At 66.4% G+C, this 18,215-nt stretch carries 19 protein-coding genes; 8 read left to right on the top strand and 11 right to left on the bottom strand.

Going from position 1 to position 18,215, the window contains the following annotated elements:
• Window positions 1-69 precede the first annotated feature (69 nt).
• Window positions 70-1,467, bottom strand: coding sequence for a glycosyltransferase family 87 protein (locus OG804_RS22215; RefSeq protein WP_442941599.1), 1,398 nt, complete (start codon window positions 1,465-1,467; stop codon window positions 70-72).
• A gap of 285 nt (window positions 1,468-1,752) precedes the next feature.
• Between OG804_RS22215 and rpsF the strand changes: the two genes are divergently transcribed.
• The 5 genes from rpsF to dnaB all read left to right on the top strand — a co-directional run bounded on the left by rpsF (window position 1,753) and on the right by dnaB (window position 5,521).
• Complete coding sequence (rpsF, locus tag OG804_RS22210) at window positions 1,753-2,040, top strand: 30S ribosomal protein S6 (RefSeq protein WP_328389491.1); 288 nt, start codon at window positions 1,753-1,755, stop codon at window positions 2,038-2,040.
• Between the two features lie 95 nt (window positions 2,041-2,135).
• Entirely contained in the window at window positions 2,136-2,678 is a 543-nt protein-coding gene (locus tag OG804_RS22205) for a single-stranded DNA-binding protein (RefSeq protein ID WP_328389489.1), read from the top strand.
• 55 nt (window positions 2,679-2,733) lie between these two features.
• Window positions 2,734-2,985 carry a 30S ribosomal protein S18 gene (gene rpsR, locus OG804_RS22200; RefSeq protein WP_058856132.1) on the top strand — a complete coding sequence of 84 codons (252 nt, stop codon included), beginning with the start codon at window positions 2,734-2,736 and terminating at the stop codon, window positions 2,983-2,985.
• Between the two features lie 18 nt (window positions 2,986-3,003).
• Window positions 3,004-3,459 carry a 50S ribosomal protein L9 gene (gene rplI / locus OG804_RS22195; RefSeq protein ID WP_328389485.1) on the top strand — a complete coding sequence of 152 codons (456 nt, stop codon included), beginning with the start codon at window positions 3,004-3,006 and terminating at the stop codon, window positions 3,457-3,459.
• 679 nt (window positions 3,460-4,138) lie between these two features.
• A complete protein-coding gene (dnaB, locus tag OG804_RS22190) occupies window positions 4,139-5,521 on the top strand; it encodes a replicative DNA helicase (RefSeq protein WP_328389483.1) in 1,383 nt (460 codons plus the stop codon).
• A gap of 15 nt (window positions 5,522-5,536) precedes the next feature.
• Here the strand turns inward: dnaB and OG804_RS22185 are convergent, their stop codons facing one another.
• The 3 genes from OG804_RS22185 to OG804_RS22175 form a co-directional block, all read right to left on the bottom strand.
• A complete protein-coding gene (locus tag OG804_RS22185; RefSeq protein ID WP_328389481.1) occupies window positions 5,537-6,421 on the bottom strand; it encodes a hypothetical protein in 885 nt (294 codons plus the stop codon).
• Window positions 6,422-6,535: 114 nt separating this feature from the next.
• Window positions 6,536-7,309, bottom strand: coding sequence for a hypothetical protein (locus OG804_RS22180; RefSeq protein ID WP_328389478.1), 774 nt, complete (start codon window positions 7,307-7,309; stop codon window positions 6,536-6,538).
• Window positions 7,310-7,578: 269 nt separating this feature from the next.
• Window positions 7,579-8,688: an FAD-dependent oxidoreductase gene (locus tag OG804_RS22175; protein ID WP_328389476.1), complete on the bottom strand. Its 1,110-nt coding sequence runs from the start codon at window positions 8,686-8,688 to the stop codon at window positions 7,579-7,581.
• 68 nt (window positions 8,689-8,756) lie between these two features.
• Between OG804_RS22175 and OG804_RS22170 the strand changes: the two genes are divergently transcribed.
• The gene (locus OG804_RS22170) at window positions 8,757-9,437 is read left to right on the top strand and encodes a TetR/AcrR family transcriptional regulator (protein WP_328389474.1); all 681 of its coding nucleotides are present in this window, start codon (window positions 8,757-8,759) and stop codon (window positions 9,435-9,437) included.
• A 206-nt stretch (window positions 9,438-9,643) separates the two neighbouring features.
• Here OG804_RS22170 and OG804_RS22165 read toward each other — a convergent pair whose 3' ends face one another.
• A complete protein-coding gene (locus OG804_RS22165; RefSeq protein WP_328389472.1) occupies window positions 9,644-10,024 on the bottom strand; it encodes a DoxX family protein in 381 nt (126 codons plus the stop codon).
• A 17-nt stretch (window positions 10,025-10,041) separates the two neighbouring features.
• Window positions 10,042-10,488, bottom strand: coding sequence for a YybH family protein (locus tag OG804_RS22160; RefSeq protein ID WP_328389470.1), 447 nt, complete (start codon window positions 10,486-10,488; stop codon window positions 10,042-10,044).
• A gap of 123 nt (window positions 10,489-10,611) precedes the next feature.
• On the opposite strand from OG804_RS22160, the gene OG804_RS22155 reads away from it, so the two are divergent.
• A complete protein-coding gene (locus OG804_RS22155) occupies window positions 10,612-11,502 on the top strand; it encodes a LysR family transcriptional regulator (protein WP_328389468.1) in 891 nt (296 codons plus the stop codon).
• Between the two features lie 126 nt (window positions 11,503-11,628).
• On the opposite strand, the gene OG804_RS22150 is transcribed toward OG804_RS22155, so the two are convergent.
• On the bottom strand, window positions 11,629-12,891 hold the full coding sequence (locus tag OG804_RS22150; protein WP_442941898.1) for a Glu/Leu/Phe/Val dehydrogenase dimerization domain-containing protein: 1,263 nt from the start codon (window positions 12,889-12,891) through the stop codon (window positions 11,629-11,631).
• Window positions 12,892-13,108: 217 nt separating this feature from the next.
• Here OG804_RS22150 and OG804_RS22145 point away from each other — a divergent pair, with 217 nt between their 5' ends.
• Window positions 13,109-14,107: a LysR family transcriptional regulator gene (locus OG804_RS22145; RefSeq protein WP_328389466.1), complete on the top strand. Its 999-nt coding sequence runs from the start codon at window positions 13,109-13,111 to the stop codon at window positions 14,105-14,107.
• A gap of 169 nt (window positions 14,108-14,276) precedes the next feature.
• On the opposite strand, the gene OG804_RS22140 is transcribed toward OG804_RS22145, so the two are convergent.
• The 4 genes from OG804_RS22140 to OG804_RS22125 form a co-directional block, all read right to left on the bottom strand.
• Window positions 14,277-14,834, bottom strand: a complete 558-nt coding sequence (locus OG804_RS22140; protein WP_328389464.1) for a sugar O-acetyltransferase — start codon at window positions 14,832-14,834, stop codon at window positions 14,277-14,279.
• A 94-nt stretch (window positions 14,835-14,928) separates the two neighbouring features.
• The gene (locus OG804_RS22135) at window positions 14,929-16,089 is read right to left on the bottom strand and encodes an epoxide hydrolase family protein (protein WP_328389462.1); all 1,161 of its coding nucleotides are present in this window, start codon (window positions 16,087-16,089) and stop codon (window positions 14,929-14,931) included.
• A gap of 207 nt (window positions 16,090-16,296) precedes the next feature.
• Window positions 16,297-17,406 (bottom strand): DUF475 domain-containing protein, encoded by a 1,110-nt coding sequence (locus OG804_RS22130; RefSeq protein ID WP_328389460.1) that lies wholly within the window; start codon window positions 17,404-17,406, stop codon window positions 16,297-16,299.
• A 204-nt stretch (window positions 17,407-17,610) separates the two neighbouring features.
• Entirely contained in the window at window positions 17,611-18,186 is a 576-nt protein-coding gene (locus OG804_RS22125) for a TerD family protein (RefSeq protein WP_328389458.1), read from the bottom strand.
• Between the last annotated feature and the right edge of the window lie 29 nt (window positions 18,187-18,215).

The raw sequence follows: 18,215 nt of genomic DNA, 5'->3' as shown, positions 1-18,215 counted from the left end.
GGCGGTGCGCACGATCCCGACGGGTGTCACACTTTGAATGTAACACGTTCTAGTTTTAATGGAACCGATTCAACCGCGCGCCTCGGGAACCGGCCGCCCCGACCCGGCCGTGCGACTCCCGATCTCCACTCCGTGTGCGCGCGGCGCGCGCAGTGGGACCTTGAGGAAGAGGGAGAACAACAGCACCAGCAGCGTGGCCCGGCCCCACACCCCGAACCGCACCACCGCCTCCATCAACTCGACCGAATGCCCCGTCCCCATCGCGTAGAAATAGCGGAAGACGCCCACGCCGATGGCGATATCGGCGACCAGATAGCTCCACACCACCGGCCACGGGACCGCCAGCAGTACCAGGAACGGGATCAACCACAGCGTGTACTGCGGCGAATGCACCTTGTGAAAGACCAGGAACCCGCACAGCATCGCCCCGCTGACACCCAGCCACGGATAGACTCCCGTCTCCGCGAACCGCCGCCGGCCCACCCACAGCGCGATCGCGAACGACGTGATGATCAGCGTCGGTGAGGCGATCGCCACCGTCTCGGAGAACGCGGCGCTACTCAGCGGATCCGAGCCGAACAGCGGTCGCAGACCCCAATACCAGATCGAGTTCGTGGTGATATCGGCTTCGCGCTGCTGCTGGAATTCGATCGAGGCGCGCCAGCCGTCGTAGCCGGCCAGCGCGAAGGGGAGATTGACCGCCACCACCGTGCCCAGCGCGGCGGCAACCGTGCCCAGTGCGCCCCGCACGTCCAGCCGGGCGCTCCCAGGACCTGTGTCGCGCTGGTCGCCGCCGGTCAGTACATACAGCGCCAGCGGGATCACGAAGATCGCCGGATAGATCTTGAAACAGAATCCCAGTCCCAGCAGCATCGCCGCCAGCGCTCCGCGAGCCCGCAGGGGAAACGGCGCGAGGGCCATCACCCCGGCCGCCGCCACGGTCGTACACACCACCGGCAGTTCCCAGTTGTGGAACGCGTACAGAACCAGGGGCGGCCCCGCCGCCCACAGCAGCGCGGCCCGGCCCGCGAGCCGGGTCAGCAACCAGGCTGTGAGCAGGGCGAACGGTGTCAGCAGCAGCGCCGAATGCAGTAGGAAGATCGCGTCGTTGTGCGCCCCCAGCGCCCCCAGCCACATCAGCAGGCCGCTCAGCACCGGATATTCCACGGCCCCGCCGGTCAGGGTGCCGTCCGGAGTGATCCCGCCGTGCACGTACGGAAAGATGTGCTGATCGATATCGCGGCCCAGCCAGAGGAACTGGATATCGGAATAACAGACTCGGGCGTCCTTGACGGAATCGAAAGCGGCACTGCGTCCGTCGGAGCGAAACGGGGATCCGGCGCAGCGCGCCTTATTGAGAAAAGCCACAGCCAGGGTGACGCCGCACAGCAGCATCACGGTGATCACGGCGGAGAGACGGGAAGCGCGACCGGCCCCGAACACACCCGTGGCCGGTCCGATCGACATAACGACACCCTAGTGGGCGTTACCCGGGCCGCGGTCGAATCCTTGCCGGCCGTCGGCGAGGTGGGAGTACAGCCAGATCATCGGGGTTCGGAGCGGATCGGAGACCGGCCGCCCATCGATCGTGGGAAGCCTGCCCGAGGCTGCCGTGAGCGGGCCGCACGGGCCGGGCAAGATCGATTTCATTCCGGACCGCACGCTCGGGTACTCTTGCCCGGTTGCTGACGCGACGACCTCCTGCCACGGACCGTCCGTGGCCGATCACAGACCACAGGAGGTGATTGGTTCGTGCGTCATTATGAAGTGATGGTCATCCTCGATCCGAGCATGGACGAGCGCACTGTCGGGCCGTCCCTGGAAACCATGCTCGGTGTTGTTCGCACCGAGGGCGGAAAGGTCGACAAGGTCGACATCTGGGGCCGTAAGCGCCTCGCCTACGAGATTCGCAAACAAGCCGAAGGCATCTACGCGGTGGTCGATCTGACCGCGGAGCCCGCCACGGTGAACGAACTCGACCGCCAGCTGGGCCTCAATGAGCAGGTGCTGCGCACCAAGGTTCTGCGCAACGACAAGTAGTTCCGGCGGTACCGCCGATTCGTCGGAGCCTGTCTCTAGGCTCTAGCGCAACAGGCGAGTACACCCGGACTGCACACCGAGCAGGAGGAACCCCCATGGCAGCAGGCGATACGGTAATCACGGTCATCGGCAATCTGACGGCCGATCCCGAGCTTCGATTCACGCCCGCGGGCGCGGCGGTGGCCAATTTCACCGTGGCCTCCACGCCCCGCATTTTCGACCGTAATACCAACGAGTGGAAAGACGGCGAGGCGCTGTTCCTGCGCTGCAATATCTGGCGCGAGGCCGCGGAGAACGTCGCCGAAAGCCTGACCAGGGGATCCCGCGTGATCGTCAGCGGACGACTCAAGCAGCGCTCCTTCGAGACCCGCGAGGGCGAGAAGCGCACAGTCGTCGAGCTGGAGGTCGATGAGGTCGGTCCCTCGCTGAAATACGCCACGGCCAAGGTCAACAAGACCAGTCGCGGTGGCGGTGGCGGCGGTGGATTCGGTTCCAACAGCGGCGGTGGTGGTAACTACAACGCCGGCAACGGTGGCGGTGGAAAATCCGAGCAGGGCGCAGCTGAAGACCCGTGGGGTAGCGCGCCCGCGGCCGGCTCCTTCGGGGGCGGCCGGATGGATGATGAACCGCCGTTCTGAGACGGCCCGCACCGGCCCGCGACGGCGGGCCACCAAGAATACGGAGTGAACGCAAATGGCCAAGGCACCGGCGCGCGAAAAGGTGCTCAAGAAGAAGGCTTGCACTTTCTGCAAAGAAAGCAAGACCGGAATCGTCAACATCGACTACAAGGACGTTCCGCTGCTGCGGAAGTACGTCAGTGAGCGCGGCAAGATCCGGGCTCGCCGGGTTACCGGCAACTGCGTACAGCACCAGCGCGATATCGCCATCGCGGTGAAGAACTCGCGTGAGATGGCGCTGCTGCCTTACGTCTCGACGGCTCGCTGAGAAAGGTCGGTCAAGCAAATGAAGCTCATTTTGACTGCCGATGTGGACAACCTCGGCGTTCCCGGCGACACAGTTGAGGTCAAGGACGGCTACGGCCGTAACTACCTGCTGCCCCGTGGGCTGGCCATCGCTTCCAGCCGCGGCGCGGAGAAGCAGGTCGCCGGAATCCGACGGGCCCAGGAGGCCCGCCGGGTGCGCGACCTCGGCCATGCCAACGAGTTGAAGCAGGCCATCGAGAACCTGGAGGCGGTCTCGCTGTCGGTCAAGACAGCGGGCACCGGCAAGCTCTTCGGTTCGGTCACCCAGTCCGATGTCGCCGCCGCGATCAAGACGGCCGGCGGCCCGGTTCTGGACAAGCGCAGCATCGAACTGCCGAAGTCGCATATCAAGGCCACCGGTAAGCATCAGGTGACCGTGCATCTGCACCCGGACGTCGCCGCGAAGTTCGCGCTGGAGGTCGTGGCCGCCGGTTGATCCGGCCCCGATACGCACCCGAAGCCGGAGATCACGTTCGTTCGCCCACGGACGGACGTGATCTCCGGCTGGCTGTGTACTGTCACAGCTAGCCATGATTTGCTGATTATTAGCCAGCATTCGAGTGCTGGCGGGCGCCAGCGTTGCCGCTGTCCGTGCCCGTTTCGGCTCCGCGTGTCTTATCCACAGGATGTGAGTCCTGTGGATCAATCACAAAACCAACCGGACGTAATGTGACCCAGCTCATATCTGTTCGCTTGTCTGTTAACTCAACACGCCCGGATGTTCAACATCTCCGACACGCCGACACTTTGTTTATCCACACTGCGCTGACCGCAGAAATCCCGATCTAGCTGGATATTTCTGGCGGCTGACCTGCGTTTTCCCCAAGTTATCCACAAGTTGTGCACAACCTGAGGTGAACTATCCCCAGGTTATCCACAGGTCTGTGCACAGCACTGGTTGGCATGTGGATAGAACCTCGCCTACGTTCATCGCAGCACCATCGGCGATATCCCGGCGCGGCGCGGCGGATCGGATCTATCTGGGTGATAGCTGGTATGCCTGACCACTGGTCACCGGCACTCCGGCACCCGACAAAGCGACATTGTCGGACCCGTGGGGTAGAACCGGTCGTCTAAGGGTGCGTCCGGTCTGAAGGAGAGGACGGTCGAGTCGGATGGCAGTCGTCGATGACCGCGGGCACACGGACTTCCCCCCGGAGCCGCCCGGCGAGGATTTCGGGCGTCAGCCGCCCCATGACATGGCGGCCGAACAATCGGTGCTCGGCGGCATGCTGCTCAGCAAGGATGCCATCGCCGACGTGATCGAGGTCTTGCGTTCCGGTGATTTCTATCGGCCCGCCCACCAGGCCGTCTACGACACCATCCTCGACCTCTACGGTCGAGGTGAACCCGCCGACCCGGTCACCGTGGCCGCCGGCCTGGACCGCAGCGGTGAGCTGAAGCGGATCGGCGGCGCACCGTATCTGGTGACGCTCACGCAGACCGTTCCGACCGCGGCGAACGCGGGTTTCTATGCTGAGATCGTCGCCGAGAAGGCGATCCTGCGGCGGCTGGTGGAAGCGGGAACCCGCATCGTGCAGTACGGCTACGCCGGCGCCGACGGCCAGGACGTCGCCGAAGTGGTAGACCGCGCCCAGGCCGAGGTCTACGAGGTCACCGAACGCCGTACAGCCGAGGACTTCCTTCCGCTCGAGGAATTGCTCCAGCCCACCATGGACGAGATCGACTCCATCGCCTCCCGCGGTGGAATCTCGCTCGGTGTGCCCACCGGGTTCACCGAACTCGACGAGGTCACCAACGGTCTGCACCCCGGTCAGATGATCATCGTCGCGGCTCGGCCGGGTGTCGGAAAATCGACATTGGGAATGGATTTCATGCGCAGTGCCTCGATCCGGCACGGGCTGGCGAGTGTGATCTTCTCGCTGGAGATGAGCCGGACCGAGATCGTGATGCGCCTGCTGTCGGCCGAGGCCAAGATCAAACTCGGCGATATGCGATCCGGGCGGATGAGCGATGACGACTGGACCAAACTCGCACGGCGGATGAGCGAGATCAGCGAAGCGCCGCTGTTCGTGGACGATTCGCCGAACCTCACCATGATGGAGATCCGGGCCAAGGCCCGGCGGCTCAAACAGCGCCACGACCTGAAGCTCGTGGTGGTCGACTATCTGCAGCTGATGACCTCCGGCAAGAAGGTCGAATCGCGCCAGCAGGAGGTCTCCGAATTCTCTCGGCATCTCAAGCTGCTGGCCAAGGAACTGGAAGTTCCCGTGGTGGCGATCAGCCAGCTCAACCGTGGCCCGGAGCAGCGCACCGACAAGCGACCGCAGGTCTCGGATCTACGTGAGTCCGGTTCGCTCGAGCAGGACGCGGATATGGTGATCCTGCTGCACCGGCCGGACGCGATCGAGCGTGACGATCCGCGCGGCGGTGAAGCGGATCTGATCCTCGGCAAACACCGTAACGGGCCCACGGCGACCATCACAGTCGCCCATCAGCTGCATCTGTCGCGTTTCGTCGATATGGCCCGCGGCTGACCGGCTGCGGCCTGATTACCGCCGCTTCAGTCCGTCCAGAGTCTGCCGGGCTTGGTTCCGGGCGATCACGCCGAGCTCGTCCGGATTCACCGGAGGCTCGCCGTGCTGGCGCAGTACGGGGATTCGTACTCGCAGCGAGACATTGTCGTCCTGCACTCCCACGACGTAGTCCAGTCCGGTGGTATCGCTGGAGTCCGACGTCGCGGTGTGCCAGTAACCCTGGGAGCCGATTTCGGTGACCTCGCCGGAATTCGCTCCGGGCCCGGTGGTGTCCTCGTGTTTCCACTCGTCATAGGCAGGTGCGGCTCCGGCGGCGGTGAACTCGACCTCGAGGTCGATGGCGGCTTGATTCCAGTGGACGCCGTCACCGGACTGGCTTTTGTAGGTGAATTGGCATGACAGCCGGCCGGGGCGGTCATCAGTCGGCGGAGTTTCGTGGTGGTAGGGCGCTCGGTCCGGTGCGGACGACCACTTGTGCAACGGACTGGGGTCGACCAGGTCACACGCATCGGCGATCCCGTTCATCGAATACGTTCCCGGTGCCGCTGCCGGGGGCGGTGTAGTGGTGGGGATAGGGGATGGCCTCGCTGGGGTGCTGGAGGACGCCGCGTCAGCGGCGGGCCGAGGTTCACTGCCGCCACCGGCGATGATGACGCCGATCACCACACCCGCGGCCAGCAACACCACCGACCCGACGACACCGGCGGCGATCAGGCCCGCCTTATCGGGGCCGGTCGGTGCGGGTACGAATTGCGGTGGCGGCGGCTGGTATCCCTGTCCGGGCCGACCGTACCCGGTGACGGGGTGTGTCTCCTCGCCCTTCGAGAAATGTGGTTGCTGTGCAGTCGGATCGGCGTTGCCTGCGAGCGGCCGGTCGGGCCCGTGTCGAGGGTCCGTCATCTCCCGCGACCCTTCCGTTCCTCGACGTGCTCCCCGCCGACCTTCCATGCCGCGCCGATCCTACTGTGCCGTTGGCCGAGTAGTCCCTGAACAGTCTCCACCAGGCTGGTCTTTCTAGTTCTGCCGCAGTCCGTCGAGCACCTTGCGGGCCTGGGCCCTGGCGACCGTATCGAGTTCGTCGCGACCCACCGCCGGGGAATCCTTCTCACGGGAGAGTTCGATCTGCACCTGCACCGCGACACCACCGTCCAATACGCACACCCCGTATTCGGCGTCGACGATGCCACCGAAGTTGTCGGCTTCGAACTGCCAGTAGCCCCGGGTGCCGATTCCGGTGAACTCCCCGGACGTCACCTCCGAACCGCTATCGGCGAGTTCGGCGGTCGTGCGTGTGCAGTGGTCGTACTTTCGCGCGGCAGAGCCGTCCACAACGTCGGCCCACACCCTCATTGCGGCGGTGTTCATCGGAAACTCGTCGCCGGTCGAATTGTCGTAGTAGACACTGCACTGCAGGTTGCCGAAGTTGCCGGACGCCGGAGTCTGCTCATGGGCAGGATCGGGACGCGGCGTGGACGCCCACCTGGTCAACGGCGTGGGATCGACCAGATCGCATGCATCGGTGACCCCCCTCATCGAGTAAGTCGCCGGTTCCGGCCCAGCGGTGGCAACAATTTCGTCATCTCGGCCGCCCAGGATCACACCGACCACCACACCGATCAATAGCACCACCACGGCCGCCCCGACAGCACCGGCGACGATCAGCCCCGATGTGCCGCGACCGGTCGGCCGCGGCGGATACGCCGTCGGCGGAAGTTGCTGCTGCGGCCGATATCCTTGACCGCCTTGCTGATAGCCGAAAACGTGTGGGCCGGAGTCGGAACCCGACACGGGTGGGATGCGAGTGTCCGGGATCGACCGGCCGTCTGTCGGCCGATCCTGTTGCCGGACAGCGGAATCGGCATCGCTCACCCTCGGCTGATCACCGGAACTGTGCGGAGAACCAGTCATGCCCGGTAAACCCTCCCGTCTCGGCCGGGCCTCCCCGACCGGCCATAGACGCCGACCCGGATTCTAGTTGCTCGGTGACGCAACCGGACGACGAGGCAGCGCGCCCACCGGAGACGTCACCCGGGTGCGTATCGCCTTCTCGGTTGTTCTCAGCCCGGTTGGAAGAACGCGAGCATTCGCCGGCTGGCGTCCGGCGATGTCAGGATTTCCTGTATCTGCGCGGACATCCGGGCGGCAGCGCTGGTGCGTTCGAACATCTCGCGTTCGTACTCCTCGACGGCGGCGGAACGGTCGGCCGGGTGCGCGGCCAGCGCGAGACCGAGCAGGGCGCCGTCCAACAGCGCCATGTTGGCACCCTCGCCCGCCGGCGGCATGAGGTGCGCGGCGTCGCCGACCAGCGTGAGGTCAGGGCTCGACGCCCAGGTCAGGCCGACCGGGAGAGTGGTGATCGACCGCGGCACGACCGTGTCGTCGCAGGCCGCGATCAGTGCGGTGAACCGTGGGTCCCAGCCGGGCAGCAGTTCGATCAGCCGCGCCCGGGCGGCGGCCGGGTCGTCGAACGGGATCCCGCTGGTGGTGAACCAGTCCTCGGCGGTGTTGTAGAAGTTGAGGCCGATGCGAACACGGCCGTCGCCGTTGCGCTGCGCCGCCAGGGACAGTCCGTTGCCGAGGACCCAGTAGTTGCCGCGCCCGACCCTCGCCGCGAGGTCGGGGTGCGTGCGGTCGATATCGGGAATGCCGACCTCGACGACGTTCTGACCGATATGCGCCGGGCGGGCGTCGGTGAGCAGCGCGCGCACCCGGGACTGCGCGCCGTCCGCGCCGACCAGTAGGTCGTAGGTCGCGCTGCTGCCGTCGGCGAAGTGCAGCAGTCCGTTGTCGGCGGATTCGTACGCGTGCCCCCAGCGCACCATGTCTTCGGGGAGGGAATCCAGCAGCAGGTTGCGCAGATCGGCGCGGTCGACCTCGGGTCGAGCGAGTGGGGCGTCCTCGGGCGTGTCCTCTTGGAGCAGCAAGGTGCCGTCCGGCTCCAGCAGGCGCATGTCCTGCCCTTCGCCGCGGGCGATCGCGTGGAACTGATCGATCAGGCCGGCCACACGTAGCGCGCGCTGCCCGGAATGTATGTCGAGCATGCCGCCCTGACCGCGCGCGGCGCGCGAGGTTTCACGTTCGTACACGACGGCGTCGATTCCGTTCACGTGCAACACCCGGGCGAGGGCGAGGCCGCCCAGTCCGGCTCCGACGATGGTGATGGTCATGGTCAGCCTTCCGATACACTGCATTAGCCAATACACTGTATCGCGCCAGGCGCTATATCGTCAGCTGCATGTTGGTGTGGGAGCGGCCGGAGCCGCCGGATAGACCGGTGCCGGCCCCATTGAGCCGGGAGCGGATCGTCCGAGCGGCGATCCGGCTGGCGGACGCGGACGGGCTGGCGGCGGTGTCGCTCCGCAAGGTCGCCGCCGCACTGGATGTGGGGCCGATGCGGCTGTACGGCTACATCGCCACCAAGGAGGAGTTGCTCGACCTGATGGTCGATGCGATCTACGCCGAGATGCGGCCGACCGGAGACGGTTGGCGAGAGGTGCTGCGGTCCCTTGCCGAAACCACCCGGACGGTCGCCCACCAGCACGAATGGTTCGCCGACCTGATCGGCGGGCGGCCCCAGCTCGGGCCGCACGCGCTGGCACGGGGAGAGGCTGTGGTGGCCGCGATGGGCGGCGTCGATGTGGACAGCGTCATGCCGGTGGTCGACGCGGTCAATGCGTATGTCGTCGGCGTGGTGCGCCGGGAGATCACCGAGCGGCGCGCCGAGCGGGCCACCGGAATGGACAAGAGGCAATGGCAGGCCACCTTCGGGCCATATCTGGAGCGGACCCTCGCAACCGGCCGGTTTCCCGCGCTGGCCACGGTCATCCGCGACGCGGCCCACTGGGACGCCGACCGAACCTTCCGCACCGGCCTCGACTTCCTCCTCGACGGCATCGAAGCCCGCATCTCGCGATAACGCGCGGCCGAAGGACCGGACCGGTACCGTCCGAAGAAATGCCATGGAACCGGGATTCGAGCCGCAGTGCATCCCGTGAGACAGCTGAGGGATCCGCTGGTCAGCTGAGATCGACAGGTCCCCCGCGATCCGAGTGTCCTCGGTGGGGTCGCCGACGCCGATCAGCTGACGAGCGGATCGAGTGCTGTTGCGCGGCAACGCGGTGCTCAGCTGAAGGGCTCCAGTACGAAGCGGCCCCACGCTACGTAGGCGGCCAACGCGAGATAAACGGCATTGAGCAGCACCAGCTTGAACTGGCCGAGCCTGCCATGGGTGATCATCGCGCCGATCATGAGCAGTACCCAGCAGGTCGCGGTTACCGCGACCATGACCGGTGCGATATCGAGTACCGCGGGCAGAATCAAACCGGCGGCGGCGAGCAGTTCGAGGATCCCGAGGGTTCTGATGAACCCGGCACTGGCGTCCCGGGTCCATTCGCCGCCGTGCTGAGCGGCCAGTTTCTCCTTCGGAACGAATGTTTTGCTGATTCCGCCGGCCAGTGCGACGAGTGCCAGCAATACGGTCGCGATCCAGATACCGATATTCACGGGTGCTTCCTTATGTGTCAGTGGTTCGTGGGGAGCGGCGAGCCGGGCAGCGGCGTCGAATCGAAGTACCTGACCTCGTATTCGCGTTCGCTGAACTTCCAGCCGTCGGGGGTGCGCCGGTAACGGTCGTGATAGAGGGCGTAGTTGCGCTGCGAGCTGCCGTCGTGCATCCGCCCGAACTCCTCGATGTAGGCACGGCCCATGGCGGTGTCGCCGCTGACGCGGACGATGCCCGGGTGAACGTTCTGAATGAAGAACTCCCACAGTCCCTGCCCCCATTCGATGCCCGCGCGGATCTCCTGGCGGCCGACGAACTCCCTGTCGATATGCGGCCACCGCATCACCGCGTCGGGCGTGAACAGTGCTGCGACGCGATCGAAGTCGCGCATCATCACCGCGTCGGTGAGTTCGCCGCACAACGCCTCGACTTCGATCCGGTCCGCGATGTCCAGCTGGTCGCTCATCGGGTCCACCTCTCTTATCGGTCTCCACCGGGGATCTGCCCCGGCGACAGATCCAGCATCGGCGCAGGCCACCGACCGAACAACGTAAACTTCGTGTACTGATCCATAACGCTGGAGTTATTTATGGAGCTACGTGATATCGAGATCTTCCTGACGCTGGCCGAGGAATTGCACTTCGGCCGTACCGCCGCACGACTGCACGTATCGCAGGCGCGTGTCAGCCAGGCCATCCGGCAGCAGGAACGGCGTATCGGCGCGGCCCTGTTCGAGCGCACCAGCCGGCACGTGAGCCTGACGCCGGTCGGCCGGCGTCTCCAGCAAGACCTGCAACAAGTCCACGACCTCCTCCAGGAAGCGCTGGCCCGTGCCGAAGCGGCGGGCCTGGGCGCGGGCCAGACGCTGAGAATGGGCGTGTTCGGGCACGCCGGATATGAATTGCGCCCTCTGACAGACGCATTCCGCACTCGCTACCCGGGCAGCGATATCGCGTTCGGCGAGATCAACGGCAGCGACCCGTTCACCTCACTGCGCACCGGGGAACACGATGTGAATGTGCTCTGGCTGCCGGTTCTCGAACCCGACCTCACCGTCGGCCCCACCGTGCTCACCGGCCGGCGGGTGCTGGCGGTGTCCGCCGCTCATCCGCTAGCCGAGCGAGGTACGGCGTCCCTGGAGGATCTCGCCGACAATCGTGTCGTCGACTTCGGCCCCGACGCCCCCGAGTACTGGGTCGCGTCCATGGTCCCCACTCGCACGCCGCAGGGTCGCCGGATCCCCCGCGGGCCGGTCGCGAAGACCTTCCACGAAATCCTTTCGCTGGTCGCGTCCGGGAACTGCGTCCACCCGCTGGGCGAGATCGCCGCCCGTTACCACAGCCCTCCGGGCATCGTCTTCCTGCCCGTGCCCGACGCCCCCGACCTCCAATGGGCGCTGACCTGGCGTTCCACCGCCGATAGCGCGGCCGTCCGCGCCTTGGCCCGCACGGCCGCCGATATCGGCCCGATCCAGCTGTGACGCTGCGGAATCCGCCACTCGAGGCTGCCCGGTGTCACTGCCGCGAATCTGCTGCGTCGTGATACGCGAAATCCGCCGACCGCTCCGAAAAGGAACGGTCGGCGGATGCGTTCGGTATGTCCGGGATCAGGGAACCACGACCGGGCCGGCGAGGGGCTGCGGGTCGTCGGCCCAGCGGTGGCCGGTCTCCCGCGGCGTGGCGCCGTGGTCGGCCCACGCGGCCAGCAGCTGCGCGACCTTGTTGTGCATGACGGTGCGGAGCCGGTCGAACGAATTCTCCGGGGTGTCGTCCACCTCGCCGAGCAGCAGCCACCAGGCCCAGGCCACGGCCCCGGCGTTCGCGACGAAGTCGGGCAGCACCGGGATGCCGCGGGCGGCGAGCATGGCCTCCGCTTCCGGTGTGGTGGCGGCGTTCGCGGCCTCGACGATGATCCGGGCGCGGACATCGAACGAGTTGTCCGGTGTGATCGCGTAGGAGATCGCCGCCGGGACAAGGATATCGACGTCGGCGGACATGATCGTGTTACGCGGCAGCTGCGCGATTCCCGCCGGCAGCCGGGAGCGGTCGATCTCGCCGTAGCCGTTGCGCAGGTCCAGCAGCGCCGGAACGTCCAGGCCGTCGGCGCAGTGCAGGGTGCCGACGGCATCGGCCACGGTGGTGACCTTCATTCCGGCCTCGTGCAGGTAGTAGGCGGCCGCCCCGCCCATGGTGCCGACGCCCTGGATCGCGACGGTCGTCTCGGCGGGCGCCTGCCCCCACCAGACCGAGGCGGCGAGACAGGCGTGCGCGACCCCGTAGCCGCCGATCACGTCGCCCAGCAGGAACCCTCCCTCGACTGCCGCGTTGAGCCCGTTGCGGACCCGTTCGAGGGTTGCGGCCGGGTTGTCGGCGCGACTGATCGCGGCGTGGTAGCTCTGCCCCAGGCCGAGCTTTTCGAAAACCTCGTCGATCAGGTGCTGCGGGACTCCGAGGTCTTCCGCGGTCACCCAGTGCGAATCGAGCCACGGGCGCATGGCCTCGCAGAAGCGTTCGAGCACTTCGATGGCGCGCGGATCCTTGGGGTCGAAGTCGATCCCGCCCTTGGCGCCGCCGATCGGCAGATCGAAGGTGGCGGTCTTGTTGGCCATACCGCGGGCCAGGTCCTCGACCTCGGTCAAGGTGCAGCCGGCCCGCATCCGGGTACCGCCGGTGGCCAGGCCGGCCCGCAGGGTGTGCACGACGAGGTAGCCGACCGCGCCGGTGAGCGAGTCCGTCCACTGCAGGCGCATATACGGCTCGGAACGACGGATCGCGGGGGCGACGGTTGCGGCGGGAATGGTCGGAACGGTTTGGGCGGTCAGCTGTGGGGTAACCGCAATGTGCGGGGTGCCATCAACCGGGTTCTGCATCGTCGTCACGGCGAACTACCTCCTCGTCGGGCTCGGTGCCGGTCACCACCACCCACAGGGAAATACGGGGCTACGTCATTTCCCGTGCGGACTCCGTCGTCTCGCCGATGGTTCGCATCCGGTGTCACCAGGGTGCGGGTGTACGTGCCGTCGCGTCTATTTACGGTTCGTTCACGGCAGTGTTCAGCGTTGCTGCACAACGCTTAGGCTCGGATACATGGACCTGTCGCTGGCTCGTCTGCGAATGCTGCGTGAATTGCACCGGCGCGGCACGGTTACGGCCGCCGCGACCGCGCTGCACTACACCGCGTCCGCGGTCTCCCAGCAGCTCGCGCAGCTGGAACGCGATGTCGGCACCCGGCTGTTCGAACGGCGGGGGCGGCGGGTGCAGCTGACCGATCTCGGGGTGCTGCTCGCCGAGCACGCCGAGGAGATCCTCGCCTCGGTCGAGCGGGCGACCCAGGCCCTCGAGGATGCCGGCGAATCGGTGGCGGCGAAACTCACCGCCGGGGTGTGGGCGTCGGTGGCCTCCGGCCTGCTGCCCGACGCGCTCACCGCCCTCGCGCACACCCACCCGGGCATCCTCGTGCGGACGCGGGAACTCGCTCCGGAGGCGACCGCCGCCGCGGTTCGCGACGGCGCACTCGATCTGTCGTTCGTACTCGACTACTCGAATTATCCGATGACCTGGGACCGCGGTCTCGAACGCGCGGTGATCGCGGTCGAGCGGATCTACGCCGCCGTCCCGCCCGGCGCGGTGCCGGCGGCCAGCGTGACGCTGGCCGAGCTGACCGAGCACCCGTGGATCCTCGCGCCTGCCCGCTCGCATTTCGGCAATGCGGCTCGGCTGGCGTTCCAGTCGGTCGGGCTCGAGCCGCGGATCGACCACGAGGTGGAGGAGCAGGCGACCGCGATGGCGATGGTAGCGGCCGGACTCGGTGTGACACTGGTGTCGGACCTGGGCCTGGCGCTGCGCCCGCCGGGAGTGGACATCGTCGCGCTGGGCGACATACTCACCCGGACCGTGTCGCTGGCCTACCGCACCAATACGGCGCGCCGAGCGGCACTGCTGCTCGTGGTGGACGCGGTCCGGACCGCGGCGGCGGAGAAAGGGCTGGGCGCCGACACCGTGCTGCCCGCGCCGGCCGATACGAAGTCCGCACCGCCGACACCGGAGCCGAACGGAGCGACCGACAGGAACCTGGGGCTCGGCTGATCGGTCCCGGTCCGATCGGGCGCGGTGCGCGCCGGAGGGGGACCGGTACGGGAGGATCTCGTATCCGGCCGGGTCAACAGCATTGTGTTACCGTGCAATTCGGGTTCGATCACCCACACGGCATTCGATTTCAGGGTGACCGAGGTCCGTCCGTGGGGTCGTAGGGACCCTACAGCTCCCGGATGACCCGGCACGGGTTTCCGGCCGCGAAGACCTGGGGTGGGATATCGCGGGTGACCACACTGCCGGCACCGACCACCGCGTTCTCGCCGATGGTGACGCCCGCGCATACGACGACCCCGCCGCCCAGCCAGACATTGTCGCCGATCGTGACGGGCGCGGCGGATTCCCAGCGTCGGCGGCGCAGTTCGTGATCTTCCATGGGGTGCAGCGGGGTGAGGATCTGGACGCGAGGACCGATCGACACGTCGTTGCCGATGGTGACCGGGGCGCAGTCGAGGATGACGGCGTCGTAGTTCAGGAAAGTGTTCGCACCCAACTGGATCGTGTAACCGTAGTCGCAGCGGAAGGGCGGCATGATCACCGTGTCCGCGCCGCAGGAACCCAGGAGCCGATCCAGGATCTCCCGGCGTTCGGTGTCCGCGTCCGGGGCGGTGTCGTTGTAGCGGGCGATCAAGGTGCGGCAGGTGCGGCGTTCCGCGACCAGTTCGGGGTCGTTGTCGCGATAGAGATCGCCGCGCAGCATACGTTGCTTGTCGGTCGCCATGGCATGATCCTGCCGCATCACCGTGGCGGGCACGGTGATGCGGCGTGGTGGGCACGGCGCCCGGCCTACCGACCGGCCCGGCGTGCGTTCCGGATCATCCGGCTGTCGTGACGGTCCGCCGGGCGACCGCGGCGAAGAAGTTCCGGATATCGCCGGCCAGCACTTCGGGGGCTTCGTGCGCGGCGTAGTGTCCCGGCGCGTCATTGGGTCCGCCGACGACCGATCCGGCGTCGTAGGAATTCCAGCTGACGATATCGGCGTGGTCGCGGTCGGCGAACCGCCGGATCGACTGGAAATCGCCCTTGAACATCGCCAGTCCCGTCGGCACCGTGGTCGGCCCGGTCGGGTGATCGGTGGTGTGGGCGTTCTCGTAATAGAACCGGATCGAGGAGGCCGCGGTGCCGGTGAGCCAGTAGAGCGCGATATTGGCGATGACGAATTCCGGGTCGAGGCTCTCCCCGAACAGTTGCGTGTTCCAGCCGAGCAGGCCCAGCGGTGAATCGGTCAGCGCGTAGGCCAGCGTCTGGGGCTGCTGGCTGCAGAGGAGATTGAACGCCATCTTGTTGTCCTGGAACCACTGCAGATGTTCGAGCCCGGCCAGATCGTCTGCGGAGAGATTCTCGAATTCCGCCGGATCACCGGACGGGAACGAGAACAGCTGGGTGACGTGCACGCCTACGATCCGATCGGGAACGAGCCGGCCGATCTCCGGCGAGATCATCGATCCGCCGTCGTTGCCGATCGCACCGAAGCGCTCGTATCCGAGCCGGTCCATCAATTCGATCCAGGCCTTCGCGGTGCGCTGGGAGTTCCAGCCGGTGCTGCGGGTCGGTCCGGAGAAGCCGAAGCCGGGCAGCGAGGGGATCACCAGGTGGAAGGCGGGTGATTCGGGTGACCCGGGTTCGGTCAACGGTGCGACGAGGTCCAGGAATTCGAGCACCGAGCCGGGCCAGCCGTGGGTGAGGATCACCGGCGTCGCGTCTTCTCGGGGTGAGCGGATGTGCAGGAAGTGGATGTCCTCCCCGTCGATTTCGGTGACGAACTGCGGGTGGTCGTTGAGCCGCGCTTCGATCTTGCGCCAGTCGAACTCCGCCAGCCAGTACTGCGCCAGCGCGCGCACCCGGGCGCCGGGTACGCCGTAGCTGTCGCCGACCCCGGTCAGCTCGTTCGGCCACAGCGCCCGGCGCAGGCGGTCGGCCAGGTCGTCGAGCTGTGCCTGCGGGATCTGGACGGTGAACGGGCGGAGAGAGGTCATCGTAGAACTCCTGTCTGGAACGGAATGTTTCGTTCTGTTAAGAGAGTAGCAGAACGGATCATTCCGTTTCAACTCTTGCGCCGAGATGAGTCGTATTCGTAGATGCAAGCACTGATCGGGTGGGTCGAACGACGACTGCGGCAGCGGACAGGATGTCCGCTGCCGCAGTCGGGCGGTTCGAATCGGCAGGCCGAGGCCGCCGTGGGATCAGGCGACCGGAGTCGGCTCCGAGGCGGCGGCCGGCTTCTCCTCGTCTTCCTTGCGGTTGCGTCGGATGCTCGAGATCACCGCGGCGCCGATGAAGGCGATGCCCACGAGACCGGTGATGAGCTCGTTGACGTGGACACCGATGGAGATCAGCAGGATCAGCGCGAGCGCGCCGATCGCCCAGTGGGCGCCGTGCTCCAGGTACACGTACTCGGACAGGGTGCCCTTGCGTACCAGATAGACGGTGATGGACCGGACGAACATGGCGCCGATCAGGCCGAGGCCCAGCGCGATGATGATCGGATCCGAGGTGATGGCGAACGCGCCGATGACACCGTCGAAGGAGAACGACGCGTCCAACACCTCGAGGTAGAGGAACAGGAAGAACCCGGCCTTACCGGTGGCCTTGGCCAGGCCGGACGGTCCTCCGGCCGCCTCTTCGGCGTGCTCTTCGGCGTTGAACATCGAACCGAGGCCGTCCACGGCGATATAGACGACCAAGCCGAGCAGGCCCGCGAGCAGCACGGTGGACCGGTCGTTCTCGTCGGCCAGGAACTCCGCGGCCAGGATCAGCCCGACACCGGCGATGACCACCGAGACCATATCCAGCTTGCCCGCCTTGGCCAGCGGGCGCTCCAGCCAGGTCAGCCAGGTGAGTTCACGTTCGGCGAGGATGAAGTTGAGGAACAGCATCGCCAGGAACATTCCGCCGAACGCGGCGATCTGCGGATGCGCGTCGGTGAGCAGGGTCTCGTAGCTGGGGCTGCCGTCCGGGAAGTAGGCGGCGTCATCGGCCGGCGGATTCAACGCCAGGTCGAAGGCTTGAACCGGGTTGAGCCCCGCGCTGAGCCACACGATGGCCAGCGGGAAGATCAGTCGCATACCGAAGACGGCGATCAGGATGCCGACGGTGAGGAAGATCTTCTGCCAGAACTCGCTCATCTTTTCCAAGATGGTGGCGTTGATGACGGCATTGTCGAAGGAGAGGGAAACCTCGAGGATGCCGAGGATGAGGCAGAGTGCCAGGGCGGTCGGGCCGCCGTAGAGGAAGGCCACCCCCAGCGATATCACCGTGACTACTAACGATAAACCGAATATGCGCAGGACCACGCTGGGACCTTTCGTGTGCGGTGGCCGGACTGCGGTCGGTATACCGGCCTGAACGAAAACCTGGTCGGCGGCGTCGACGACCAGTTGTCACCAGCGTTGCCGTCCACCGCCTAATTGTCCAATTTGTCCCCTCACGCCTCACTGGGAAGGTGAACGAGGGGGCCCGTGGCCGGACCCCCTCACGCTACCCGTGGGTGTGAATCGTCAGACGTTCACTCCGTAGTCGCGGGCGATACCGGCCAGACCGGAGGCATAGCCCTGGCCGATGGCACGGAACTTCCACTCGGCGCCGTTGCGGTACAGCTCGCCGAACACCATCGCGGTTTCGGTGGAGGCGTCCTCGGAGAGGTCGTAGCGGGCCAGCTCTTCGCCGTTGGCCCGGTTCACGACGCGGATGTAGGCGTTGCGCACCTGACCGAACGACTGCTGACGGCCGTCGGCCTCGTAGATCGAGACCGGGAAGAAGACGCTCTCGATCGTCGGCGGGGTGTTCGCCAGGTCGACGTTGATGACCTCGTCGTCGCCCTCGCCTTCACCGGTGGTGTTGTCGCCGACGTGCTCGATGGCGCCGTCGGGGGACTTGAGGTTGTTGAAGAACACGAAGTGCTGGTCGGAGACGACCTTCTTGTCCGCCCCCGTGGCGATCGCGCTGGCGTCCAGGTCGAAATCGGTGCCCGTGGTGGTGCGGACATCCCAGCCGAGGCCGACAGCGACCGAGGTGAGCCCCGGAGCCGCTTTGCTCAGCGAGACGTTGCCGCCCTTGGACAAACTGACACCCATGCGGGATTCCCTTTCGTAGTTGTCTGTGG

Source organism: Nocardia sp. NBC_00416 (assembly GCF_036032445.1).
Taxonomy (GTDB): domain Bacteria; phylum Actinomycetota; class Actinomycetes; order Mycobacteriales; family Mycobacteriaceae; genus Nocardia.
Note: the sequence above shows the minus strand (reverse complement) of the source record. Positions and strands in the feature narration are given on the sequence as shown.